22 protein-coding genes, 1 tRNA gene and 2 pseudogenes are annotated in these 25560 nt (G+C 51.4%); 17 read left to right on the top strand and 8 right to left on the bottom strand.

Features of this window, described 5'->3' with window-relative positions:
- The first annotated feature begins 94 nt into the window (after positions 1 to 94).
- The 6 genes from GBC03_04035 to GBC03_04010 are packed head-to-tail and all read left to right on the top strand — an operon-like array spanning position 95 to position 6459.
- Entirely contained in the window at positions 95 to 652 is a 558-nt protein-coding gene (locus tag GBC03_04035; GenBank protein QFS69438.1) for a type 1 fimbrial protein, read from the top strand.
- Between the two features lie 51 nt (positions 653 to 703).
- Positions 704 to 1450, top strand: a complete 747-nt coding sequence (locus tag GBC03_04030; protein ID QFS69437.1) for a fimbria/pilus periplasmic chaperone — start codon at positions 704 to 706, stop codon at positions 1448 to 1450.
- Positions 1422 to 3983 carry a fimbria/pilus outer membrane usher protein gene (locus GBC03_04025; GenBank protein ID QFS69436.1) on the top strand — a complete coding sequence of 854 codons (2562 nt, stop codon included), beginning with the start codon at positions 1422 to 1424 and terminating at the stop codon, positions 3981 to 3983. Before GBC03_04030 ends, GBC03_04025 begins: the two co-directional genes overlap by 29 nt.
- Positions 3980 to 5065 (top strand): fimbrial protein, encoded by a 1086-nt coding sequence (locus GBC03_04020; GenBank protein ID QFS69435.1) that lies wholly within the window; start codon positions 3980 to 3982, stop codon positions 5063 to 5065. Before GBC03_04025 ends, GBC03_04020 begins: the two co-directional genes overlap by 4 nt.
- Positions 4959 to 5807 carry a fimbria/pilus periplasmic chaperone gene (locus tag GBC03_04015; protein ID QFS69434.1) on the top strand — a complete coding sequence of 283 codons (849 nt, stop codon included), beginning with the start codon at positions 4959 to 4961 and terminating at the stop codon, positions 5805 to 5807. Before GBC03_04020 ends, GBC03_04015 begins: the two co-directional genes overlap by 107 nt.
- A 16-nt stretch (positions 5808 to 5823) precedes the next feature.
- Positions 5824 to 6459 (top strand): hypothetical protein, encoded by a 636-nt coding sequence (locus tag GBC03_04010; protein ID QFS69433.1) that lies wholly within the window; start codon positions 5824 to 5826, stop codon positions 6457 to 6459.
- Positions 6460 to 6506: 47 nt separating this feature from the next.
- Here the strand turns inward: GBC03_04010 and GBC03_04005 are convergent, their stop codons facing one another.
- Positions 6507 to 7409 (bottom strand): EamA family transporter, encoded by a 903-nt coding sequence (locus GBC03_04005; protein ID QFS69432.1) that lies wholly within the window; start codon positions 7407 to 7409, stop codon positions 6507 to 6509.
- Positions 7410 to 7601: 192 nt separating this feature from the next.
- Here GBC03_04005 and GBC03_04000 point away from each other — a divergent pair, with 192 nt between their 5' ends.
- A complete protein-coding gene (locus GBC03_04000; protein ID QFS69431.1) occupies positions 7602 to 8117 on the top strand; it encodes a hypothetical protein in 516 nt (171 codons plus the stop codon).
- A gap of 168 nt (positions 8118 to 8285) precedes the next feature.
- Here the strand turns inward: GBC03_04000 and GBC03_03995 are convergent, their stop codons facing one another.
- A complete protein-coding gene (locus GBC03_03995) occupies positions 8286 to 9173 on the bottom strand; it encodes a LysR family transcriptional regulator (GenBank protein ID QFS69430.1) in 888 nt (295 codons plus the stop codon).
- 132 nt (positions 9174 to 9305) lie between these two features.
- On the opposite strand from GBC03_03995, the gene GBC03_03990 reads away from it, so the two are divergent.
- From GBC03_03990 to GBC03_03960, 7 genes and pseudogenes are all read left to right on the top strand, one after another.
- On the top strand, positions 9306 to 10316 hold the full coding sequence (locus GBC03_03990) for an aldo/keto reductase (GenBank protein ID QFS69429.1): 1011 nt from the start codon (positions 9306 to 9308) through the stop codon (positions 10314 to 10316).
- Positions 10317 to 10335: 19 nt separating this feature from the next.
- On the top strand, positions 10336 to 11133 hold the full coding sequence (locus GBC03_03985) for an SDR family oxidoreductase (protein QFS69428.1): 798 nt from the start codon (positions 10336 to 10338) through the stop codon (positions 11131 to 11133).
- A gap of 26 nt (positions 11134 to 11159) precedes the next feature.
- Positions 11160 to 11576 (top strand): SRPBCC family protein, encoded by a 417-nt coding sequence (locus GBC03_03980; GenBank protein QFS69427.1) that lies wholly within the window; start codon positions 11160 to 11162, stop codon positions 11574 to 11576.
- Positions 11577 to 11733: 157 nt separating this feature from the next.
- The gene (locus tag GBC03_03975) at positions 11734 to 11946 is read left to right on the top strand and encodes a DUF1471 domain-containing protein (GenBank protein ID QFS69426.1); all 213 of its coding nucleotides are present in this window, start codon (positions 11734 to 11736) and stop codon (positions 11944 to 11946) included.
- Positions 11947 to 11964: 18 nt separating this feature from the next.
- Positions 11965 to 13062 (top strand): alkene reductase, encoded by a 1098-nt coding sequence (locus GBC03_03970; protein ID QFS69425.1) that lies wholly within the window; start codon positions 11965 to 11967, stop codon positions 13060 to 13062.
- A 164-nt stretch (positions 13063 to 13226) separates the two neighbouring features.
- Positions 13227 to 13718 (top strand): GNAT family N-acetyltransferase, encoded by a 492-nt coding sequence (locus GBC03_03965; protein ID QFS69424.1) that lies wholly within the window; start codon positions 13227 to 13229, stop codon positions 13716 to 13718.
- A gap of 44 nt (positions 13719 to 13762) precedes the next feature.
- Positions 13763 to 14083 (top strand): annotated as a pseudogene (locus tag GBC03_03960) (IS4 family transposase).
- A gap of 93 nt (positions 14084 to 14176) precedes the next feature.
- Here GBC03_03960 and GBC03_03955 read toward each other — a convergent pair.
- The 4 genes and pseudogenes from GBC03_03955 to GBC03_03940 form a co-directional block, all read right to left on the bottom strand.
- Positions 14177 to 17035 carry an autotransporter outer membrane beta-barrel domain-containing protein gene (locus tag GBC03_03955; GenBank protein ID QFS69423.1) on the bottom strand — a complete coding sequence of 953 codons (2859 nt, stop codon included), beginning with the start codon at positions 17033 to 17035 and terminating at the stop codon, positions 14177 to 14179.
- 459 nt (positions 17036 to 17494) lie between these two features.
- Complete coding sequence (locus GBC03_03950; GenBank protein QFS73907.1) at positions 17495 to 17710, bottom strand: sugar nucleotide-binding protein; 216 nt, start codon at positions 17708 to 17710, stop codon at positions 17495 to 17497.
- 2 nt (positions 17711 to 17712) lie between these two features.
- Positions 17713 to 17871, bottom strand: a pseudogene (locus GBC03_03945) (integrase).
- Between the two features lie 194 nt (positions 17872 to 18065).
- Positions 18066 to 18160: transfer RNA gene (locus GBC03_03940), tRNA-Sec, on the bottom strand.
- A 288-nt stretch (positions 18161 to 18448) separates the two neighbouring features.
- On the opposite strand from GBC03_03940, the gene GBC03_03935 reads away from it, so the two are divergent.
- Together GBC03_03935 and yicI are read left to right on the top strand one after the other, a co-directional pair.
- Positions 18449 to 19831 carry a glycoside-pentoside-hexuronide family transporter gene (locus GBC03_03935; protein ID QFS69422.1) on the top strand — a complete coding sequence of 461 codons (1383 nt, stop codon included), beginning with the start codon at positions 18449 to 18451 and terminating at the stop codon, positions 19829 to 19831.
- A gap of 11 nt (positions 19832 to 19842) precedes the next feature.
- Positions 19843 to 22161 carry an alpha-xylosidase gene (yicI, locus tag GBC03_03930; GenBank protein QFS69421.1) on the top strand — a complete coding sequence of 773 codons (2319 nt, stop codon included), beginning with the start codon at positions 19843 to 19845 and terminating at the stop codon, positions 22159 to 22161.
- Here the strand turns inward: yicI and GBC03_03925 are convergent.
- Positions 22158 to 23333, bottom strand: a complete 1176-nt coding sequence (locus GBC03_03925) for an MFS transporter (GenBank protein ID QFS69420.1) — start codon at positions 23331 to 23333, stop codon at positions 22158 to 22160. The genes yicI and GBC03_03925 overlap by 4 nt on opposite strands.
- A 97-nt stretch (positions 23334 to 23430) precedes the next feature.
- Here GBC03_03925 and GBC03_03920 point away from each other — a divergent pair, with 97 nt between their 5' ends.
- Positions 23431 to 24189 (top strand): SIS domain-containing protein, encoded by a 759-nt coding sequence (locus GBC03_03920; protein ID QFS69419.1) that lies wholly within the window; start codon positions 23431 to 23433, stop codon positions 24187 to 24189.
- Here GBC03_03920 and GBC03_03915 read toward each other — a convergent pair.
- Positions 24173 to 25552: a glycoside hydrolase gene (locus GBC03_03915; protein QFS69418.1), complete on the bottom strand. Its 1380-nt coding sequence runs from the start codon at positions 25550 to 25552 to the stop codon at positions 24173 to 24175. The genes GBC03_03920 and GBC03_03915 overlap by 17 nt on opposite strands.
- Positions 25553 to 25560 lie beyond the last annotated feature (8 nt).

Genomic DNA, 25560 nt, shown 5'->3' with positions numbered 1-25560 from the left:
AGTGCCCGTATTCATGATGGGGCGAGAATCGTTTTATCTTAATAACACATTCAATGGGCTGTTCATTTATATCAACCACAACAGGGAATTAATTATGCGTAAATATAATTTTGCGTTGTCCGCATTAGCAATGGTTTTCACTTCTGCATTTACTGCTTCAGCATTTGCCGTTGATGGTACTATTACAATTAACGGACAAATTACTGATACCACTTGTACTATTTCTGTCGATGGCGGCAGTAATGATGCAACGGTAATACTGCCAACCGTCTCTTCGTCTACCCTCGCAACAACAGGGGCAACAGCCGGTGCGACGCCGTTTACGATCTCACTGAGCAGCTGTTCAGGTACGGCGTTGAATAATGCCAGCACCTATTTTGAACCCGGTACCTATGTTGATAGCACAACCGGCCGTCTGAATATTGATACTGGCGCGTCTGATGCCGCGACTTTCGTTCAGGTTCAATTATTAAATGCCGATCGTAATCCTATTGTGGCAGGGGCTTCAGTGGCGGCCGGTCAGAATGATATCCCGGTTGATATCTCGTCTGGCAGCGGTTCACTGAATTACTTTGCACAATATTATGCGACAGGCACAGCGACTGCGGGTTCCGTAACGACTCAGGTCGATTACACCATGGTATACGAGTAACAGAAACAGGAGTAAGGGGACATCCTTTACTCCTGATTATGAGGTAACGAGATGTTAAAGATATTATCTTCCGGCATGGTTTTATTATTTTCGATGTTCTCAATGAACGTCATGGCTGACGTTGTTATTAATGGAACACGCATTGTCTTTAATGCAAAAGACAAGGAGTCGACGGTACAGCTAAAAAACCGGGGGAGTAATCCTTATCTTTTACAAATATGGATGGACGATGGTAACCCACGGGCGAAACCGGGAGAAATCAACGTTCCATTTCTCATTACGCCTCCTGTCGTTCGTATTGACCCGGCTAAAGGGCAAGCGGTGCGAATTATGGCGACAAACCCAGCATTACCGCAGGACAGGGAGTCTGTTTTTTGGTTTAACATGCTGGAGATTCCGCCAAAAGCACAGGCCGCAACGTCGGGGAATACCCGTATGCAGTTGGCATTTCGTACCCGTATAAAATTATTCTATCGTCCGGATAATCTGCAGCCAACACCATTGCAGTCATATAAAGAACTAAAACTATCCCTACAAGGGAACAATATAAAAGTTGTCAACGATTCTCCTTATTACATCACCTTTAACAAGATTGAGATTCGTAAGACAAAAGAGTCCGAAGTCCTGGCATCTGTAGAGAAATTTCCTCAAAGGATGGTAAATCCTAAAAGTGAAATAGTATTCCCCCTCGCGAATAGAAAGTCAGCAAGGTTAAGTGATGCTTCATTTTTTTACAGTGTAATAAATGATTATGGTGGAGAAACAACAAATGAGCATAAATTACAAAATAGCCCATAATGCTATTTCTTGTTCTCTGAGACTAACCCGCGTTGCTCAATTCATTATCTTTTCTTTTGTTTCTGTTCAGGTTGCCTTTGCTGACACCGATGATGTGCAGTTTAATAGTGATTTTTTGCGCTCAGCGATTGATGTGAGTAATTATTCACGGGGGAATCCGGTCCCTCAGGGGCAATATCATGTTGATCTTTATGTGAATGATAAGTGGAAAGGGCGCGGCGACGTTAAATTTGAAAATGATAAAAGTAATCCCCTTGTCGCCAGACCTTGTTTTACACTAAAGCTGGTATCCATGCTGGGTATCGATATTGATAAAATTGAACCAGAAATGCGTCAGTTGCTCAAAACTGATGACAGTTGCGTGCGTATTAATGATATTTCTCCCGATTTAACAGCCTATTACGATGTGACATCGCAGCGTATTAATGTGCAGGCTCCTCAGATATGGCAACTTCGCCAGGTTCGCGGCTATGTGAATCCTGAATTATGGGATAACGGTATCCCTGCGGCAACGCTGCAATATGATTACAACGCATGGCATGCCGATATGTCCGGATCTGATGCCATCTCTTCCCAGTATTTAGGTTTGATGGGGGGACTCAATTGGGATGCGTGGCGCTTACGCTATCGTGGCATTTTTAACTGGAACAATGATAAGGGCTGGCAATATGACTCAACCAGCACTTACCTTGAGCGCGGCATTATCCCGTTACGCAGTAAGCTGGTGATGGGCGATTCCACCACCGATGGTCAGGTTTTTGACAGCGTCGGTTTTCGCGGCGTGATGCTGACTTCTGACGATCGTATGTATGAGGATTCACAGCGTGGATATGCGCCAGTCATTACTGGCGTTGCAAACACTAACGCCCTGGTCAGCGTCAGTCAGCGAGGCGTACACATTTATCAATCGACGGTACCGCCCGGCGCATTCCGTATTGACGATCTGTACCCCAACGGCACAGGGGGCGATCTGCTGGTCACCGTTAAAGAGGCGGACGGAAGCGAGCACAGTTTTACCGTAACCTACGCTTCCATCGCTGAACTGCTGCGTCCGGGAACCAGTCGCTATTCGCTGATGGCTGGGCGCTATCGGAATTCCTCTGTTAATGAAAAACCGCAGATTGCGATGGGGACATTTCGTCACGGTTTCACCAACCTGTTGACCACTTACACGGGGGCTATTGGCGGGGAAGATTATCAGTCTGTCGCCGGTGGCATCGCGCTCAATACCCCTGTCGGTGCCTTTTCTGCTGATATCACGCATGCCCGAACGACGTTTGCGGATGACAGCAAACGTGAAGGCCAAAGCATCCGTTTTTCATTTGCCAAGATCTTACCTGTCGTGGATACCAATATCACGCTGGCGAGCTACCGCTATTCCAGTTCGGGTTATTACGATATTGATGACGCAATGCTGATGCGCGACTTAGAGAGAACGAATAAAGGCGCCTATTCCAGCAGCATTAACCGTAAAAATCGGCTGCAACTCAGCGCGACGCAAACTATTTCAGATACGCTTGGGAGTATTAACATCAGCGCCAGTACCCAGGATTACTGGAATAAAAGCGGGCGCGACACCGAATATCAATTGGGCTACACCAATGCCTTTAAGTGGTTCAATTTTAACCTTAATGCCAGTCGTACCCGCGATTTAGTCAAAGATAAATGGGACAACAAAATTGCGATTGGTATCTCTTTACCCCTCGGGAATAGTGCGCGCTCAGCTTATCTCAGCTCCACCTATGTACAAGAGAGCGGGCATCGGGGACTGCAAAACTCAATCGCCGGAACGTCCGGAGAAAACCGCCAGTATAACTGGAGCGCGTTCGCTAATCAGGATCATTACGACCATAGCAGCAGTAAAACCACTGGCGGGGCCAGTGGAAACTGGACTTCACCCTGGACCACCCTGGGAGGCAACTTCTCTGCGGGTCAGGGTTATCAGCAATATGGTATGAACCTTTCTGGCGGCGCTATCGCCTGGCAAAACGGTATTGTGCTGACGCCTATTATGGGTGACACCATGGCTGTCATCGAAGCAGAGCATGCCGGGGGCGCGAAGGTTACGAATAACAGCAGCCTCAGCCTTAACCGTAGCGGAAATGCCGCTGTGCCTTATCTCTCCCCGTATCGCCAGAACACCATCGAACTCGATCCGAAAGGGTTATCGAACGATGTCTCCCTGGACGTCACCAGTCAGAACAGCGTACCTACCGCGGGTGCGGTGGTACTGATGAAGTACGCGACGGATAAGGGATATTCGGTTCTTTTCACCCTTCAACATGCCGGTGAGTCTCTGCCGTTTGGCGCAGATGTCGTGGATGAGCGCGGCAATACTGTCGGTTATATCGCCCAGGGAGGGCAAAGTTTTGCTCGTGTTAAGAATCTGTCGGGCACACTGCGTGTGAAATGGGGAAGTGCTGTGGGTCAGCAATGCCAGTTCAGCTACCGCTTATCAGAGCAGAAAAGTGCGAATACCGCCGACTTACGTCGCGCTGATGCGGTATGCCAGTCATTAAGGAGTGAAAAATGAAATCTATCGTAACGGGAGTGGTGCTCTCTTTTTTGACACTGGTAGCGATGTGCGGCGTGGCGCGTGCCGACGGGACATGGGTGAATTGTGATCGTACCAATGGCTACTACCAGTACTTTGACTCTACGACCATACAGGTGGGTAAAGACGCTGCCGTAGGGGATTTACTGGGAACATGGGTAACCTCTTACAACCCAACAGCCTGGACCTGCTCTCATCGAACCAGCTATCAGAGTTATGCGGTACCGATGGCCGTACAGGGATACCCTCCCTATACCATTTGGGGCACCACACAGGTTGATGGACAAAGTTACAACGTCTATAACACCGCGGTAAAAGCGGGATTGGGCTATATCGCCCGCTGGCGCTATACGGTTAAAGGGCAAACCAGCGACTGGTATCCACTCACCGTCGCCAACGGCGTTTATCAGACGCCAACGCAGTTATTCACGGTGACGGACGATGGCAGTTCATGGAAGCTTGGCGTCGATGTCCAGATTCGCTTTGTTAAAACCTCCACGTCGTTGACTGCGGGCAGCACCTCCGTTTTTGACCCGATGTATATGCGTCATTACCAGACTTATGGGGGCAGTACTTCCGTCGGAAGCGGAACCTATATGATTGCTGATTTTCTGGCGGGTGGTCTGGTGATTTCGACAACGGGGGGAACCTGTACGACATCGGATGTCACGGTTAATTTACCCCCAGTCAGTCGGACGGATTTTAGCGGAGTAGGTTATACCGCGGCACGTACAGATTTTAATCTGAATTTCACGAAGTGTCCGGCGGGATTATCGAGTATCAGTTATTTATTTACACCGACTACGGCCATTATTAATAACGCCAATGGTGTTTTTGCTTTGGCGAGTACGTCAACAGCCAGTGGCGTTGGGATTCAGTTACTGAACGATCAGGATATTCCTCTGTCATTTAACACGGCGTATCTCCTGACTGATTACGATCCGACTCAGAATAATGCAAATTATACTGTGCCGCTACGGGCGGGGTTATATCAGACGGAAGCGAACGTGTCTTCAGGCGTTGTTAAAGGTGCGGTTACCTTCACCCTGGTTTATAAATAAAGGAGAGGGCGTGAAGAAACGACTTAAGCATGTTTTGAATCACTTCCTGATATTACTTTTGCTACCATCATCGGCAATGGCGGCAACCTACATTAATTACACGCGAGTGATCGTTAATGAGAAAGACCGTGAGTCTACCTTTACGGTTTACAATGAAGGTTTGAGGCCGGTCTTATTACAGCTGTGGACGGAAAAAGAGTCGCTTTTAGAGCGTCCAGAGGACATTAAAACGCCGTTTATCATTTTACCGCCAATTTTCAGGCTTGAAGGCAACACCTCTCGCGCGGTGCGTATTCAGTTCGTCGGCGATCGGCAGACGCTGCCTGAAGACAGAGAGTCTCTATTCTGGCTGAATACGCTTGAAGTCCCGCCAGTTGCCGATAGCAAGAGCGGTTCCGGCGCGCTGCAGGTCGCTTTTCGTACCCGGGTAAAGTTATTCTGGCGACCGCTGTCGCTAGCGGCAAACACGCTGGAAGAGAGTGTGAAGAAAATACAGATAACCGCCTCAGATTGTGGGGGGAATCGTTGTCTATTGGTAAAGAATAATTCGCCTTTGCATGTGACATTAATGGGTCTTACGCTCAACGACGGTACAGAAATAAAACAGTTACCTGATGATGGTCTCCTCGCACCGTTGTCGACAAAAACGGTTATTTTACCTAAAGGTGCAACGGGAAACCGTACTGTCGAAACATTTTCATGGATTGATGATTATGGTGTGGTCAATACCTATAAAAACTAATGCGAAGGATACTGCTATGCTTAATTTTAATTCCTCATCCTTACGGTATAAGTTTATTTATCTGACAAAAAACATCTATGATGGTATTGCCATTCACACGCTTTTTGCAGATGCGTTACATGAGTCTGGTTTGAAAACGGAACTCAATGAAGATATTCCATTTCACCTGATAGATAAGTATATTAACTTTATCCCATTTTCATTGCGTTTTAATGTAACTTATAAGCAGCGCGATCGCGTACTTGAAAATGACATCACGCTGTCGGCAAAAGGAGAAGAGATAAAGCGAATGAGTTTTAATCATATCCTTTTTTTTGTGGATATGTATAAACCCGAACATACCTCTTTTCTGTCGTTCGAAGGGCTGCAAGATCTCAACGCGATCAGGGAGCGTATAGATGCTTTTATGGTGCATTGTGATGCCGTGATCAGTGGTAATAAAAAATGCCGCTCAAGAAGTTTTTTGTTCACGCTGCGCGAACAGCAAATTGTCTTTCATTTGTTGCAGGGAATGTCTGTTAAAGAAATTGCGCTTGAACTTGAGGTGAGCGACAAGCTTGTCTATCGGGAACGATGGGCGCTGACGCGTAAACTGATTGACCAAAAAAACTGCAGACTATACAAAAGGTTAATAAACATAAAAACGACATGATGAAAGTCGCAGAGTGGACGGTGCTTTCGTGCGTCCACTCTTTTTTGTTACACCGTTCTGGCGCGGCGGCGGGAATCCATCGAGATCAACACCACGGAGGACAGGATCAGCAGCGTGCCCAGCCAGTCCGGCAGGGTGAAGGTAATGCCCAACAACAGCAGCGACAGCAGGGCGCTACTCAGCGGTTCGGCACAGCTTAAAATACTCGCTTTCGGCCCACCAATCATCTGCGCACCCTTCAGATACAGGCTGAACGTCAGCGACGTGCCAATCACCACCAGGTAGAAAAACGCCAGGATCAGGCTGCCATTGACCACAAAATCTGTGCCCTCTCCGGCGTAAAACGGCAGCAGAATCATCCCACCGATTAACATACTCCAGCCGACAATCGGCAAGGTGCCGTAGTGCGCAATCAGCGCTGACGGGTAAGTCGTATAAAATGCGGCGGCAAACGCTGAGGCAATCCCCCAGAACAGCGCGGCGGGCGAAACTGACAGTGAGGTGGGGTTGCCGTGCGTCACCAGTAAAAAGGTGCCGATGAGCGAAGTGAGGATGGCGGTCAGCACCAGCGCGCCGGGACGGGCTTTACGCACCAGCGCGAACCACGCAACGATGATCGTTGGCGACAGAAATTGCAGCACCGTGGCGGTCGCGGCGTTGGATTTTTCGATGGTTAGCAGGAAGGTGAGTTGCACCGTCAACGCGCCAACGACAGAAAAAATCAACAGGCTCAGAGCGTCTTTGCGATCTTTGAAAATGGAAAAGATTTTGTCGCCGTGTACCACGGAGAGCATCAGCAGAATTAAGCCGGCAAATATCAGGCGCGTCATGGTCAGAAATGGCGACGACATCTGGCTTTGCTCCATGATGTACTGCGCGCAGACCCCTGAACTTCCCCATAAAACGGCGGCAATCAGGACATTCAGCATCCCTCTTCTGGTGGACCCCATGCTTTCCTCGGCTTTGTTTTTTCGACGTTATTTGCAGGCATGATAACAGATAAGACAGAAGCGTTTCCCTCGCCATAACAGGTTGTTTATTCATGGCCTGCATGCAAATCCGAATCCAGGCGTTTTTGACATTGCGCGGGGGATGGCGGCGTTCTATTGTCAAAATGAAACTTCAGCAGGAAGGAACACATCATGGGTAAGCGTCGTGGTTTAACGGCTGTGCTGGCCACTCTGGTTTCTCTCTCCCTGTTTGCCGCGCCAGTGATGGCAAATCCGGGAAATGGTAACGGAAACGGTCATGGCGGCGGCCAGGGCAACAGCAGTGGCAATCAGGGAAATAAGGGCAACCAGGGAAATAACGGACAAAAAGGAAATTCGGCCCAGAAAAACAACGGTTCTTCCGATCATCGTAAAAATTATGGCAAACCCGATCACGTCGAGTCCGACATTAGTTTTGCGACAGCGCGTCATCTGGCGGTGAATTATGGTCTGACGGGTTATAAATCTTTGCCGCCGGGAATAGCAAAAAACCTGGCACGAGGAAAACCGCTTCCTCCGGGGATCGCGAAAAAAACGGTTCCGGCATCGATGCTGGGAGAACTCCCTTACTATCCGGGCTATGAATGGAAAATCATAGGGGATAATCTGGTCCTGATTGCGCTGAGTACCGCGGTGGTCACCGCAATTATTAACGGGGTGTTTGATTAACCTATTAAAAAGCCGGGGAGCTTTCCCCGGCTTTTTACATCAGAACGCGACGTTAACGTCAGCCATCACAGAGGTTTCGCTGTCGCCTTTACCTTTAACGCGTAACGTGCGCGCCGTTCGTTTCTTTATGAGAATCCGCTTTCGTCTGTGGCAAAAGCGGATTCTTTTTTATTCGCCGCGTAGGATCTGGCGGAAATGGGATACCAGCGGGCGTTGATTAGCTTTATGCCAGGCGGCCCATAATTGCGTGGAATAATTCATCCACGGCAATTCGCGTAATACCACGCCTTCCGGCGCATTGTGACGCAGGCTATGTTGAATTAATGCCAGACCTAATCCTGCAGCGACCAGACCTAATGCTGTCAGCGGTTCGCCGGCTTCTAAACGAATATCAGGATTAAACCCGGCTTTTACGCAGGCGGCGACAAAATGATCGCGAGAATGCGCATCGTCGTTATGAATCACCGCAATCCACTGCTGATCGCCAAGTTGCGACGCGACAAGGTTTTCCTCCTGTGCCAGAGGATGGTTTTGCGGTAAGGCCAACAGCATACGATCGTTCAGAACCTGAATGTATTCCAGGTCCTGTTCATAGTCTGCGGGCGGCGTATCGACCAGAGAAAAATCGAGGCTGCGCTGGCGCAAGCCTTCAATCTGGGTAGCCGGTGGCTGGCTGTAAAGCGCGATATGCACATCCGGGCGCGATACACGTAACGTACGCAACGCCGTAGAAAGCACGCCGGAATGCATGGCGTTTTCAATATAGCCAATACACAAGCCTCCATCTTCACCGCGTCCCAGACGTTTACCCAGTGATTCCAGACGATTGGCATGCGTCAGCAATGAACGCGTTTCGGCGAGGAATGTCTGCCCATCGGCAGTCAGTCGGATGCGTTGTTGATTGCGCTCAAACAGCATCAGTCCCAGGCGTTCTTCCAGTTGCGCAATCTGGCGGCTGAGCGGCGATTGCGAGATATGCAGTCGCTCAGCAGCACGTCCTACGTGCTCTTCTTCTGCGACCACTACGAAGTACTTCAGTTGGCGTAAATCAATCATATTAGACCTCAAAGGACTTAAGTTAGACGAATTATGTCCTATCAAGTCACAACATTGCAAGGTATTGTGAGCTTCGTCACAGGGCGATAGCAAAAAACGCCCGAACTAAACCCGAATACTTGAGGACATCTTATGAGCATTAAAAATTTACTTCCCGGCAAAATCGGCTTAGGCGGCGCGCCGCTCGGCAACATGTTCCGTGCCATTCCGGAAGAAGAGGCCCACGCCACCGTGAGCGAAGCCTGGAACCTGGGCGTGCGTTACTTTGATACCGCGCCGCTGTACGGCTCTGGCCTTTCTGAAATTCGTATGGGCGAAGCGCTGTCTCAGTATCCGCGCGATGAATATGTTTTGAGCAGTAAAGTCGGCCGCATCATGCTGGACGAAATGGAAGATCCCGCCAAACGTGATTTTGGTGAGAAAGGCGGTCTTTTCGAACACGGCCTGAAGAACAAAATTCTGAATGACTACTCTGCCGACGCCACCCTGCGCTCGATTGAAGACAGCCTGAAACGCCTGAAAACGGACCATCTGGATATCGTCTGGATCCACGATCCGGCGCAGGATTTCTACGGTGACAGCTGGCTGGAGCAGTTCAATATTGCCCGTACGGGTGCGTTCCGTGCGCTGACGCGTTTGCGTGATGAGGGAGTGATCAAAGCATGGGGACTGGGCGTGAACCGCGTCGAACCTTGTGAACTGACGCTGGCGCTTGATGAGCCGAAGCCGGATGCGTTCCTGCTGGCAGGTCGTTATTCCCTGTTGGATCACGAACGTGCACTGCAACGTCTGATGCCGGAAGCACTGGAACATAACGTTGATATCGTCGTCGGTGGCCCTTACAGCTCCGGCGTGCTTGCCGGTGGTGAGCACTTTGAATATCAGAAAGCCTCCCCGGCCATTAAGCAGAAAGTGGCGCAAATTCACGCCATTGCCGCGCGTTTTAACGTCGATGTTAAAGCAGCAGCACTGCAGTTCGCGCTGGCGAACCCTGCCGTTGCGGCGGTTATTCCTGGCTCCAGCCGTCCTGGCCGTATGGCGGAAGATCTGGCTGCACTGAATGCAACCGTTCCGGCTGAATTCTGGGCGGAAATGCGCCGTCAGGCTCTGGTTGCGGAAAACGCGCCGCTGCCGACCCGTTAATCAACCGAGTGAGAAAAATATGAAACTGGATCTGACAGGTAAGGTCGCTGTTGTCAGCGGCTCGACCTCCGGTATTGGGCAGGGTATTGCTGCCGGACTGGCAAAAGCAGGTGCAACGGTGGTTGTCGTCGGTCGCAAACAGCACGGCGTCGATGACGCAATGGCCGCGATTACGGCGCAACACCCTGCGGCGTTGCTGCGCGGCGTGGTGGCCGATCTCAGCACCGAACATGGCGTAAATGCGCTGATCGCCGCCGTTCCGACGGCGGATGTGCTGGTCAATAATCTGGGGATTTTCAACGATAAAGATTTCTTTAGCGTTCCGGATGACGAGTGGCTGCACTTCTACAACGTCAACGTTATCTCCGGCGTGCGCCTGGCGCGTCATTATGCGCCAGCCATGACGGAACAAGGCTGGGGGCGAATTATCTTTGTTTCGTCCGAATCGGGCGTAGCTATCCCCGGCGACATGATCAACTACGGCGTCACGAAAGCCGCGAATCTGGCGGTGTCCCATGGTCTGGCGAAGCGACTCGCCGGAACCGGTGTGACCGTTAACGCCATTCTGCCGGGGCCGACTTTTACTGATGGCCTGCAGGAGATGCTGGCGGACGCCGCCGCGCAGTCGGGACGTAGCCCGCGTGAACAAGCCGACGAGTTTGTCAGAACGGCACGCCCGAGCTCCATCATCCAGCGTGCGGCGGATGTGGAAGAAGTGGCGAATCTTGCGGTTTATCTCGCGTCACCGCTCTCCTCGGCAACGACAGGGGCAGCCCTGCGCGTTGATGGCGGCGTCGTCGACACCCTGACAATGTAACCCTATAAATTTAAGAGAAAAATATCATGGCTAAGACAAGTGTATCGATTGAAATTCCGGCTTCTGCCGACGCCGTATGGCAACTGATGGGCGGCTTTGACGCGTTGCCGGACTGGCTGCCGTTCATCCCGAAAAGCGTGGTGACAGAAGGGGGGCGCGTGCGTTCGCTGACAACTTCCGACGGCGGTACCGTGATTGAGCGTCTGGAAGCGTTTGATAATCGTCAGCGCAGCTACACCTATTCCATTATTCAGGCGCCGTTCCCGGTGGTGAATTACCTCTCAACCATCACGGTTCATGAGACCGCCGACAGCCAGGTTTCCCGCGTGGAATGGTCCGGCGAATTCACGCCAGTGAACGTATCTGACGAAGAGGCACGGGCGCTATTTACGGGCATCTACAGTGATGGTCTCAAGGCGCTGAAGGACAACTTCGTTTCCTGATACGACCTGCAGGCGTCGGAGAATCTGACGCCTTATTATTAACTAAAACGCAATAGTCTATTGCCATTTGTATCATTTATGTCATCAGGCTATAGGCGTATTCTTCTTCTATCGCGTTAATCAACGCCAAATTATCACTTTATTCTGGGATATAAACATGAAAACTATTTTCGCTATTTTTACGGCTTCTCTGCTCTCTGCTGCGGCGTTTAACGCCTCTGCGCAAAGCGTGACGGCAACGGGCACCACGCTGGATTCCGCTGAAGCGGTCATCGCGCAAAAAGCCAAAGAGATGAACGCCTCTGAATACAAAATTACCAGTGCGCGCATGGGTAACACCGTCACCATGAGTGCAGAACTGTATAAATAATCGCGAGAGGAACCCATTATGTTATTCGATCACTATGCGCTGAATGCCTTGCCGTTAAAAAACCGGATTGTTATGCCGCCGATGACGCGTTCTCGCGCCGGGGCAGGCGACGTCGCGACTGACATGATGGCGGACTATTACGCACAGCGTGCCAGCGCAGGGCTTATCATCAGCGAAGGCACGCAAATCAGCCAACAGGGCCAGGGCTATGCCTGGACGCCGGGCATCTATTCTGAAGCGCAGATTGCCGGCTGGAAAAAAGTCACCGACGCCGTGCACAAGGCGGGCGGTAAAATCTTCGCTCAGCTGTGGCACGTCGGTCGTGTTTCACACACCGTTTTGCAGCCTGGCGGCGCGGCACCGGTCTCTTCTTCTGCCATTCAGGCGCCAGGGGTGAAAGTGTTTGTCGATGTTGAAGGGCGTGGCCCGGAAAATGGCGTCGGCGAGATGGTGCAGCATGACATGCCGCGTGCCCTGACGCGGGAAGAGATCCCGGCTATCGTCAATGACTATGCCCAGGCGGCGCGCAATGCTATCGCTGCGGGGTTCGACGGTATTGAACTGCACGGGGCGAACGGCTATCTGATCAACCAGTTCATTGACTCGCAGGCCAACCTGCGTGATGACGACTACGGCGGCTCGCTGCAAAATCGTCTGCGCTTTATGCGAGAGGTGGTGACGGCGGTCTCTGCGGCGATTGGTAAAGAGCGTGTGGGCATTCGTCTCGCACCGCTGACCACGCTGATGGGTTCAAAAGATGATACGCCGGAAGCGACCTACCTGGCGGCGGCCTGTGTGCTGAATGAGCTGGGCATTGCCTATATTCATATCGCAGAAGCGGACTGGGAAGATGCGCCGGTCATGCCTGCCGCGTTTAAAGAAGCGCTGCGCATTATCTTCCACGGCACGCTGATTTATTCCGGTAAATACACCAAAGCGCGTGCTGAAGAGGCGTTGGCGAACGGCTGGGCCGATCTGATCGGTTTTGGTCGCCCGTTTATTGCCAACCCGGATCTGCCGCATCGTCTGAAAAATGACTTGCCGCTGAATGCGCCCATTAAAGAGACGTTCTTCGGCGGTGGGAAAGAAGGGTATCTGGATTACCCGGTTCTCTGATTCCATGACGCAGCGCGTCGATCTGCTCGCGCATCCACAAATGGCCCGGTGAATAACACAACGCCGGGCATCCCCTTCTTTCTTCATGTGAATACAATCAGCGTAAACCGTATTGTCAACAGGTATGATGAGGCTCTCCAGTTGATTCAGTAAAAGGGAAACGCATGTCCACTCCGCTATTCCGTCAGGCCACGCCCGCCGATATTGACCGCTGTTATGAGATTGAAACGCTCGCCTACGAAGGCGATGAAGCGGCAACCCGGGAAAAGATTGCCACCCGTATCCAGCGCTATCCGCAGGGATTTATGTGCATGGAACTGAACGGTGAGGTGGCTGGCTTTATCAATGCCGGATGCGCTTGGGCGGTGGTGATGTCTGATGAAGAATTTAAGGAGCTGGTGGGGCACGATCCGGATGCGCCCAATGCGGTGATTATGTCGGTGGTGGTACACCCGGATTTTCAGGGGAAAGGCTACTCGTCACTGATGATGCGTGAGTTTGTAACGCGGATGAAAGCGATGCACAAAAAAACGATTCACCTGATGTGCAAAGACCGTCATGTCGATCTCTATGCCCACTTTGGCTATCGCTACGTCAAACCGTCAGAATCCGATCACGGTGGGATGGCGTGGCACGAGATGGTGATGACGTTGTAAGTGAGGCGATGAGAACCGTGCAAAACACGAATGCAGAAGGAGTTTTAGGCTTTCTGAAGCAGGGCATGATGGACAATCTCTGGACGTTACGCAGCAAGTTGCCAGAACTGGTGCGACAGGAGTTATGGGGTGTACTGCTGACTTACAACCTGGTGAGATACCAGATGGTAAGAATGGCGTTCGAACTGAAAGGTGATTATCTGCCTTACCAACTGAGCTTTAGCGGGACAATAAGTGAAATAACCTGGCTACTGATAACGTTGCCATGGGCTTCACCGGGTAAGATGCCGGGTGAGTTAAGAACGTTGTATGAGCAAGCAAAGTGGCTGGTATTACCGGGAAGAAGGGAGCGAAGTTACCCCTAGGAATTGAGAGTAAAAGCCCAGAAATATCCGGCATAAAAAAATGCTGATCACTTTAAGTGACCAGCATTAGGGAAATTCCCGGCTTTCTTAGTATCAGAATGCGACTTTGACGCCCAGCATCGCGGAGGTATCGCTGTAACCCTTATCCCCCACCTGTTGCGCCACGTTGCCCCACAGGGTGACATTCTTATTCAACTGACCTTCAACACCTGCTTTTACTTCGCCGATATTCTTCGTGCCAGCGTAGTCCACGCTTTCGCCATTCAGCGTTGCGCCAAAGTCCTTGCTGTTACGGATCCAGTTCACTTCCACAAACGGCTGGAAGTTACGGCCGATGTTGTCATCGAGTGAGTTATGACCTTTGCCGAACAGACGGATGCCGAGGCGGGTCTGCAGGTTGCCATCCCCTTTGCCTTCGACACGCGTGCCGTTGGTTTCTTTATGGGAATCGGCTTTGACGCCCATCCAGGTTGCCTGGGCCTTCGGCTGGATATACACCGCCGACCGTTCGCTCAGATCGCTCAGTTTCCAGGTATAGCCCGCTTCTACAGAACCGGTAAAACCTTTGGATTTGTATTTCTCCGCGGCAACGTCTTCACCTGAGACGGTGTTGTCAAACCAGTTGTACAGCGCCCACGTATCCACATACGCGCCTTCCTGAGTTTCGTTGTTTTGCAGCCAGGTGCCATACATCCCAACGCTGTAACCGTCGATGGATGAATCCGCGCGATAACCCGTTTTGTTGCTGTTGCTGCGGCTCTTCTGGTTGGCGTAACCCGCCATCACGCCGACATGGTAGCGATCCTGATTGTCGGTGCTCCACTGGGCAATGTCGCTGCCCAGTTGCATGACATAGCGATTGCTCTGAATGCCGAGCTGGCCGCTGTTGTCATGAGCGCGCGTGTGACCGCCGCTGTTACGCAACCACAGGCTGGTGACAGATTCTTCGCCTGTGATGGCGTCAGTGTAATGCGTTTCGCCCAGACGGTCCTGCAGACGATGGTTAAACATCGTATTCGCGGCGTACAGGTTAGCACCGTACAGGCCCGCTTCCGGGCGGACCAGCGCTTCCGGTTTTGTTGCCGGGGCTTCTGGTGAGGCTGGCGCAGGCGTTGGATCGACGGGGTCAACCGGTTCTGGCGACAGGGCGCTGGTCAGATACCAGTTGTTGGCATTCTGCCCGTTGCCGCGCAGCAGGTTATAGTCATACGCACCGGCAACGATACGACCGGACTGCTTAAATACACCGTCAGAGGCGCCCGCCACGCTAATCAACTCGATACCGTTGGTGGTCAGCGCGCCGTTACCGCCCGCGTTTTTCACCTGGACGGTCGTCGAACCACTGGTGTTGCCGTTGATGGTCAGATGGTCCGTTTCAGAAGCGTCATCACCCAGCGCGGTGTTCATCACGATATGACCGTTTTCACCGTGGTAGTCGCCATTCAGCGTTAGCGTCTTAAAGGCAGGTGTGGCGCGGGTGGATCGGCTTGCGGCGCCGTCTTCATGCAGGAAGTTCAGCGTCGCGTCTTTCAGCGTCAGGTTGGTGACTTTTGAATTTCCGGTCATATCCCAGCGCGTATTGCCACCGTTCAGCGTCATGTTGATGACGCCGATGTTCGAATACGATATCGTTCGCCAGATTTCAGAATCCCCATAAAGATACGAATTATCCGTCGTGGCGATATCAATGACGGAATACGGATCGGCAGAGATTTTGCCCCACGCGACCAACTTGACGCCATCGATCGTCGCGGAGTTATAAATCGAATACAGGGTGCCGGTGGTCGTATCGTATGCCTTCTGGCTACCCAGCGTGACGTCGCCGAGGAAATGTGTTTTTTTGCTGACGCGGTCGAGCAAATAGACGTTTTCGCCGCCTTCAGTATCGACGGTTAATTTGCCGATGATGCTGTTATTTGCTGAATTAGAGACCCCTGAAATGCGGGATTTTTCTCCCCCTTTCAGGTAGATGTTCGCTTCATGGATCGTGGTGATCGATTTATCGTCACTGGTATTTGTACCAAAATGAAGGCCGTAAAGGTTATTGTTGCTGGACGCATTAATATTCAGCTTATTAACTTCCGTTTCGGCGTTCGCATAAATCGTGAAAAAGCCGGAAACTGCATTATGCACCGCCGGGTTATAGGCGATGTTGCTCTGCATTTTGATGTTAACTTCATTCATGAAAACATGCTTGCGGGCGCCATTTGCGTCGTTTGTATCCGCAAGGTTTACCCCATAGAGCGCACCCTGGGTTGAGGTTTCAAGGTCAACATTTGTTGTCCCGGTAATATTAACCGAGGCTTCATTATTCCATAGCCAAAGGCCGGATGCTTCATTAATACCAATAGTGTCCGGACCATTAGAACGGTAGGTCACATTGATATTTTCGGCATCCATTGACGCATGGCCCTGAAGATAGATCCCTTCGGCGCGGGCCATAGGAAACAGCATGTTTTCTTTGGTCGTATTAAGATTAATATTCGTGGTGCCTTTCAGCACCAGATGGTTCGAGCCATGTGCGCCGATCCCGTTGAAGGCGGCGCCTGTGCTGTTGACCGTCAGATTCTTTGCCGTAAATTGACCGTCGCCATTCAGGTCAATCACATCTTCATTACCAATCGCGTGGATCTGATCAGAGGTAAAGTTCACAACGGAACCATCCCCTAAATCCAGCTTTCCAGCGTTCTGGCTGATTGCCACACCCGGTGAAATTCCGGCCTGGCCATTAACGGTTGTTTTGCCATTTACGATTACGTCAGCATTTGGAGAATAAACGCTAATGCGTGACCAGACCGAATCATTATTAATGGTGACCTTTTGTTCAGGGGATGCGGGAGTTATATAAAGCAAGTCATCCGCCGCACAGGCGGACCCGGAGGCCAGTATTGCACTCATAATAAGTGCAATTTTTCTCGGTTTTAATTCCCTGTGATAATAGAAAGACAGCATAAGCGTACCTTTTAAATCCGTATATTAGTGCGTGGTTTGTGATAAAGTTTAATAAGAGTGTTTCTATTGCTGTGTTTTATTTCAATAATGAAATGGAAAAATAGTAAAATCTTTTTAACTCATTAAGCAGTAACCACCCGTCCTGGGAATATAATCAACACGCTAAGGTTGTACTTTATTATTTGGTTTCTGTTGTGATTATTTTAGTAACCGCTCGGATCAAATCATAATGAAATAGTCTTAAATTTTTCTTGCTATTAAATTCTTTTATATAATGAATTTAAGATATAAAAATCTTAAATAATTTATTTTTTTGGATTAAAAATCTGAATAAGAGTGGGGCGAGTGGCAGGAATCCGCTTTCGCCAGGCGCAAAAGCGGAATTTTTGTTTTTATTCACCACGCAGAATCTGGCGGAAATGGGATAAGGGACGAACTTCAGCAAGGTTAAAATCTAAATTATTTGAGACATTGACTGAGCGCTGCGCGACTCTCAGTAAAAGTAGCCCCCCCCGCAGCGGCCAGTTTATTTGTGTTGAGCCGCACATCTCGTGCGTCAGGGGCTTCGGACGAAATCAACAGCTCCGGCAGGCGCGCTTCCTGACCCAGTTCGGTAAGGATATGCCGGGCGATCTCATAGCGGCTGGCGTTATTCCGGGCGCCAGTGTGGTACAGGCCATAGACAGCATCTTTTCTTTACCGGCGAAGCGGTACTTCATACGCCAGTATTTGGAACCATTAGCGTTAATCAGCAGATACATACCGCCGCCATCAGCCAGCTTATAGGGTTTTTCTTTTGGCTTCGCGGTTTTCACTTTAACATCGATTAGCGCCATGACATCCTCCGGCTTTTGATGAATCCATCCTCCTGGGAGATTTCCGCCAGTAACCAGCCTGATACCCCCAATGCACCCCCAAAAACAACTTGATGTGGGTTGAAGTCGGGTGACCTCAGGATACAAGGACAGCCTGATATATAAGGGATTACAAAGGAGATTATTGACTTCGGGAGAGTTCAGTAGACGCAAACTGGCGGAAGATCACAGGAGTCGAACCTGCCCGGGACCGCTGGCGGCCCCAACTGGATTTGAAGTCCAGCCGCCTCACCGGAGACGACGATCTTCCGCGCCTGCATTGCTACATGGAGGCGGGGCGCATTATAGCTACTTCCTGACGTTTCCACACCCCCTCACTCACTTTTTTAACTTCCCTTTCTCCTTACCATGATCGGTTTCATATAAATCCTCATAAATTCCGCTAGTTACATTTCCTCACATCTTCTGGCGCAACCGCGATCACAGAAAACAAGAATCGTAATTTGATAACGAGATATCGGAATATTCGCAGCCAACGGGATGGTTTACAAAAACGGTAACCGGTACCAGTGCGCATGGGAGCGCCAAAGGATGTGTTATGACTATTCATGTTTTGTCTGTTAAGGAGAAGATTGGCTACGGTATGGGTGACGCGGCCAGTCATATTATTTTCGATAACGTAATGTTTTATATGATGTTTTTCTATACTGATATTTTCGGTATCCCTGCCGGTTTTGTCGGCACCATGTTTCTACTGGCGCGCGCGCTGGACGCTATTTCAGACCCGTGCATGGGACTGCTGGCGGACCGAACACGCTCTCGTTGGGGAAAATTCCGTCCGTGGATACTGTTTGGCGCCCTGCCGTTTGGTGTGGTTTGCGTTCTGGCATACAGCACGCCGGACCTCAGCCTGAACGGTAAGATGATTTACGCCGCTGTCACCTATACGCTGTTGACGCTGCTTTATACCGTGGTGAATATCCCGTATTGCGCGTTGGGTGGGGTGATTACCAGCGACCCGACGCAGCGTATTTCCCTACAGTCCTGGCGCTTTGTGTTGGCGACGGCGGGCGGAATGCTCTCGACCGTGCTGATGATGCCACTGGTGAATCTCATTAACAGCGAGAACAAAGCGGTGGGTTTCCAGGGCGGGATAGCGGTGTTGTCCGTGGTGGCGTTTCTGATGCTGGCATTCTGCTTCTTCACGACTAAGGAGCGTGTGGAAGCGCCGCCGAGCACCACCTCGATGCGTGAAGATCTGCGCGATATCTGGCAAAACGACCAGTGGCGGATAGTGGGGCTCCTGACCATCCTCAATATCCTCGCCGTCTGCGTGCGCGGTGGTGCGATGATGTATTACGTCACCTGGATCATGGGAACGCCGGAGGTGTTTGTCGCCTTCCTTACTACCTACTGCGTCGGTAACCTGATTGGCTCCGCGCTGGCAAAACCCCTCACCGACTGGAAATGCAAGGTCAGTATCTTCTGGTGGACCAATGCGGCGCTGGCCGTGGTTAGCCTCGCGATGTTCTTCGTCCCGATGCAGGCCGACATCACCATGTTCGTCTTCATCTTCGCGATCGGCGTGTTGCACCAACTGGTGACGCCGATCCAATGGGTGATGATGTCCGATACCGTCGATTATGGCGAATGGTGCAACGGTAAACGTCTGACCGGCATCAGTTTTGCGGGCACTCTGTTCGTACTCAAGCTGGGACTGGCGCTCGGTGGCGCGCTTATTGGCTGGATGCTGGCGGGCGGCGGTTACGACGCGGCGGCGAAAACTCAGAACAGTGCCACCCTCAGCATCATTATTGCGCTGTTTACGATCGTCCCGGCCATCTGTTACCTGCTGAGCGCCGTGATTGCCAAACGCTATTACACCCTGAAAACGCCCTACCTGAGAAATATTCTTGACCAACTGGCACAAGGCGCGCGCCGCAATCAGCACGAATTTACGCATAACGAATTTCAGAACTAAAGGAACAGAGTATGAAGATTAGCGACGGGAACTGGCTGATTCAGCCGGGCCTTAATTTGACTCATCCGATCCAGGTGTTTGATGTAGAACAGCACGGTAACGAACTGGTGGTTTATGCCGCACCGCGCGACGTACGTGAACGCACCTGGCAACTGGATACCCCGCTGTTTACGTTGCGTTTCTTTTCGCCGCAGGAAGGGGTTGTGGGCGTACGCATGGAACACTTTCAGGGGGCGCTGGATAACGGTCCGCATTACCCGCTCAACGTTTTACAGGACGTGAAGGTCGACATCCAGAACACGGCTGACGTTGCTGAATTGAAAAGCGGTAACTTAAGCGTACGCGTTACCAAAGGTGAGTTCTGGTCGCTGGATTTCCTGCGTAACGGCGTGCGCATCACCGGCAGTCAGTTGAAGAACAACGGCTATGTGCAGGACACCGACACGCAGCGAAACTACATGTTCGAGCGCCTGGATCTGGGCGTCGGCGAGACGGTTTACGGTCTGGGCGAGCGCTTTACCGCACTGGTGCGCAATGGCCAGACGATAGAAACCTGGAACCGCGACGGCGGCACCAGCACTGAGCAGTCTTACAAAAACATCCCGTTTTACATGACTAACCGTGGCTACGGCGTACTGGTCAACCATCCACAGTGCGTCTCGTTTGAAATCGGCTCGGAGAAGGTGTCGAAAGTGCAGTTCAGCGTCGAAGGCGAATATCTCGAATACTTCGTGATCGACGGCCCGACGCCGAAAGAAGTGCTGAACCGCTATACCCGCTTCACGGGGCGTCCGGCGCTGCCGCCAGCCTGGTCGTTTGGCCTGTGGCTGACCACCTCGTTCACCACCAACTACGACGAGGCGACGGTAAACAGCTTCATTGATGGCATGGCAAAGCGCAATCTGCCGCTGCACGTCTTCCACTTCGATTGCTTCTGGATGAAGGCCTTCCAGTGGTGTGATTTCGAATGGGATCCGGTGACCTTCCCGGACCCGGAAGGGATGATTCGTCGGCTGAAGGAGAAAGGGCTGAAGGTCTGCGTTTGGATCAACCCGTACATTGGACAGAAATCACCGATTTTCAATGAACTCAAAGAGAAAGGCTATCTGCTGAAGCGTCCGGATGGTTCTCTGTGGCAGTGGGATAAATGGCAGCCGGGGCTGGCGATTTATGACTTCACCAATCCGCAGGCCTGTGAATGGTATGCCAGCAAACTGAAAGGTCTGGTGGATATCGGCGTTGACTGTTTCAAGACCGACTTCGGCGAGCGTATCCCGACCGATGTGCAATGGTTTGATGGTTCCGATCCGCAGAAAATGCACAACCATTATGCGTATATCTACAACGAGCTGGTATGGAACGTACTGAAAGAGACCGTGGGTGAAGAAGAGGCGGTTCTGTTTGCCCGATCCGCTTCCGTGGGTGCCCAACAATTCCCGGTGCACTGGGGCGGCGACTGTTACGCCAACTATGAGTCAATGGCGGAAAGCCTGCGCGGCGGCTTGTCTATCGGCTTGTCCGGGTTTGGCTTCTGGAGCCATGATATCGGCGGCTTCGAGAATACCGCGCCGGCACACGTCTATAAACGCTGGTGTGCGTTTGGTCTGCTCTCCAGCCACAGTCGCTTGCACGGCAGTAAATCCTATCGTGTGCCCTGGGCGTATGACGATGAATCCTGCGATGTGGTGCGCTACTTCACCGAGCAGAAGTGCCGCATGATGCCGTATCTGTACCGGGAGGCGGTTCGTGCGCACGAACGGGGCACGCCGATGATGCGCGCCATGATGCTGGAGTTCCCGGACGATCCGGCATGCGATTATCTCGACCGTCAGTATATGCTGGGTGATTCTGTGATGGTGGCACCGGTGTTCTCGCAAGCCGGTGACGTGCAGTTTTACCTGCCGGAAGGACGCTGGACGCACCTGTGGCGCAACGACGAAGTGCAGGGCAGTCGCTGGCACAAACAGCAGCATGACTTCCTGAGTCTGCCAGTGTACGTGCGTGACAACACTCTGCTGGCGCTGGGCAGCAATAATCAAAAGCCGGATTACGCGTGGAACGACGGCACCGCCTTTCAGTTGTTCGCTCTCGACGAGGGACGCGAAGCCGTTTGTGAAGTCCCTGCGGCGGACGGTTCGGTTGTCTTTACGCTGACCGCTAAGCGCAATGGCAACACCCTCACCGTGACGGGGAATGGCGATGCGCACAGCTGGACGCTGTGCCTGCGTAACATTGCGCAAATTAGCGGTATTCGCGGTGGTTCACATCGGGGCAGCGAACCGGGCGTGGTGGTAACACCGCAGAGTCATGAGATCGTCATTACGCTTTAAGCGGATGTAGCGAGGGGGCGGAGATTCAGCCGCCCCCACAGCGCCAGCAGCAGATACAGCACGACCGGTAGTAAAAAGCTGAACCGGAGATTGAGTCCGTCAATGCAGACCGCCTGCAATAAGGGAATGACCGCGCCGCCAATCCCGGCCATCACCATGGCTGCGGCAGAAATGTTGGCAATTGCCGGATTTTTGTTGATGGTATGCCCGAAGATAATCGGATACAGAATCGAGTTTCCTAAGCCGGTCAGGATAAGCAGGTAACCGCCGGTGATATCGTTCAGCCATATCGCCATGATAACCGCCGTTGCACAGGCCAGTGTCGCCACCAGAAACGGCGTGTAATTGCCTGTTTTGTCGGCGAGCAGACCATAAAGAAAACGACCCGCCAGCGCACCTCCCCAGTAAAAAGAGACCAGCGACATCGCGGCCGTGGTGCTCCAGCCGCCGATGGTGATGAGATATTTCACCAGGCTGGTTGCAAGGCTCACCTCGACGCCAACATAAACAAAAATCGCCGCCACGCTGAATAACAGTTCTCTGTTCTTCCAGGCATTATGCGTCCCGGACGCGGCTTTTTCCGGGCGCACCACATCCGGCAGGCGGATCCAGAAAACCCCCGCAATCAGCGCCAGCGAAAAGAGGGCGAGGCAAAGCCAGAGCGCGCTGATGGGCTCTTCGCGTGCCAGGATATCAACCGGGGAAAACGCCAGCAGCAGTGCAACCAGCATGGGGGCAAGCGTAGTGCCCAGCGAATTAACGGCAGAGGCCAGGCACAGATTGCCGATCCGTTTGTGTGGCGGGCTGAGCAACGTCAGATAAGGGTTAGCGACAACCTGCATCGCCGCCACGCCAGTTGCCACCACAAACATCGCCAGCAGTGACAGGGCGAAGGAATCCAGTTGCAGTGCAAGGGCGAACATCAGACATCCCGCAACCGACAACGTTAGCGACAGCAGCAGTACCTTACGGTATCCCTGGCGTTCAATCAGCATTGAGCAGGGCAGGCAGGTCAGAAAAGGGGCAACGTAAAAAATAACGGTAATGAAAATAGACTGCGACCATGACAGATGAAAATACTGATAGAAAAATATGATCAGCACGCTGTTAATTGCCGTGATATTTCCCCACAAGAAAAACATCATCGCGAGTAATGCTAGATTTTTATTCATTTCTTTTTTTAATATGAAATTGTGATGAAGTGACCTGTTGCACAGACCGATTGTTTTAAAAAGTGATAAATTTATTTTGCACTCACAGGAGCTTAAAATGGAACTGGAAAATGTATTTCGTGATGTAAAATTAAGTAAGACAGAAGTCACCGTCCTGCGCTTTATTCAGAATAATCCAGAGCAATGCATTCGTGAGGGTATTCGCACAGTCGCGGAGCACTGTTACAGCAACCCGTCCTCGCTGGTTCGACTGGCGAAAAAACTCAAGTTTAGCGGTTGGCTGGAGTTGGTGTACTTCATTAAGTTTAATATCACAATGCCAAAACTTGATGTGACAAATGATATTAACTTTATGAATATCCAGCCTGCCGAAAACCTGTCGCAGCTATTAAATCGGCTGCAACACGACCGTATTCTTATTCATGGTAGCGGCTTCTCTCAACTGATTGCTCAATATATTTATAATAAATTCCTGGTGATTGGCGTGAATGCCAGTCTGGCACTTTGGCCGGACTATGAAATACTTGAACAAAAAACGGCTGCAAAATTCGACTCTATCTGGCTGGTGTCTAAATCCGGTCGCAGCAGTTCGGCATTAAACTGGGTCAAAGCGCTGGAAGGAAAAAATACCGACCTGGTCTGCTTTACCGGTGACTATCAAAGCCCGCTTGCCCAGGCGGCGGACACCGCCGTCATCATCCACGATCCACAAAAGTTTGATGATGATATCTACTGGAGCAATCCTTTCTTTGGTTACTGCATCCTGGGATTCGAACATCTGCTGAAGCTCTGGTTTTTGCAAAATCCGGGCGGGGCGTCAGTCGACGCCCCGGGGACGATCATTTCCAGTCGCTAAACTGCGCTTCGTCGAGATACTCGCTAACCAGCTGTTTGGCCAGTGACCAGGAGCCAATCAGCGGGTGCGCCATTAATGCGCGGATAGCCAGACTCTTATCTTTGCGCATGATGGCGTCCACTGCCAGACGTTCGTACTCTTTAACGCAGGAGATCATGTTTTTCTGGGCGTCCGGTACGTGGATTGGCGTAACGGGTTTCAGCCCCTCTTTGCTCAGGTCACAGCTGATCTCAATAACATCATCAGGACGTAAGAAATCCAGCGTACCGTTATTTTGTAACGAGACAACAATGCGCTTGCTGGTGGAACTGTTCACGGCTTCAAGAATATCCAGCGCCACCCCTGCGTAACCGCCACTATCCGGCTCTTCAATAAACTGTTGCAGCGTTAACGGTGTGCGAGTATTGAATTTTTCCTGATGCGACTCGTTTTGCATATAGCTATTTTCGCGGCGCAGATAGTGTTTCATCCAGATATCAAATGCGGCTTCCGGGTTTGCCTGCGCATCCACGTTCTGGAGTTCCTCGCGCATTTCCTTGTTGATCCGTGCAATGGCTTCACCGCGGGTTTCCGGCGCATCCTGAATCGCTTTCAGTGCTACTTCGCGATAGTAGTAGTAGTAGAGATATTCATTCAGCAACTGCTTGTCGCAAAGCTGAACCAGCACCGGTGAGAAGTACTGCATCGCCGTTTTACTGTACAGTTCCGGGTTGCTCACCAGTTTGTCGGTCACGTCCTCCCCTTTCACAGTGAAGTGGGTAAACCAGGAGAAGTGGTTCAGACCATAGCATTCCACTTTCAAATCCGCTTCGTCGCAGTTGAGGATGGCGGGCAGTTCGCGAATCAGCTCCGAGGGCGCATCGCAAATGCCATAAACCCGACGTTTAAACCCGGACTTAATGATGGCTTCGGTAACCAGCCCGGAAGGGTTGGTAAAGTTGAACAGAATGGCATCGGGGGCGGCATGCTCTTCAATCAGGCGGCAGTAATTGAGAATGGCGGGAATTGAGCGCATCGCCATCGCAAAACCGCCCGCTCCGGTGGTCTCCTGACCCAATGTGTTATGGTTCAGCGCAATACGTTCATCGCGCACGCGGCTTTCATCGCCGCCGACACGCAGCGTGGTGATGACATAATTGCTGTTCTTTAATGCGGATACCGGATCCGTCGTCAGGCTGAAACGAATATCAGGTCGAATCGTGGCAAAAACATAACGGGCGATTTCGCCGAAAATTTTCAGGTTCTCTTCTGCATTATCGAGGAATACCACTTCTTGTAAACCAATACGATGTGCATTATAGGCCAGAGATTTTGCCAGGAACGCGGAACGAACACCGCCTCCACCTAATACAGTTAATTTCATAACAACTC

Source organism: Citrobacter telavivensis (assembly GCA_009363175.1).
In the GTDB taxonomy this organism is placed as follows: Bacteria; Pseudomonadota; Gammaproteobacteria; order Enterobacterales; family Enterobacteriaceae; genus Citrobacter_A; species Citrobacter_A telavivensis.
The sequence above is the reverse complement of the archived record's forward strand: the minus strand, read 5'-3'. Positions and strand labels throughout refer to the sequence as shown.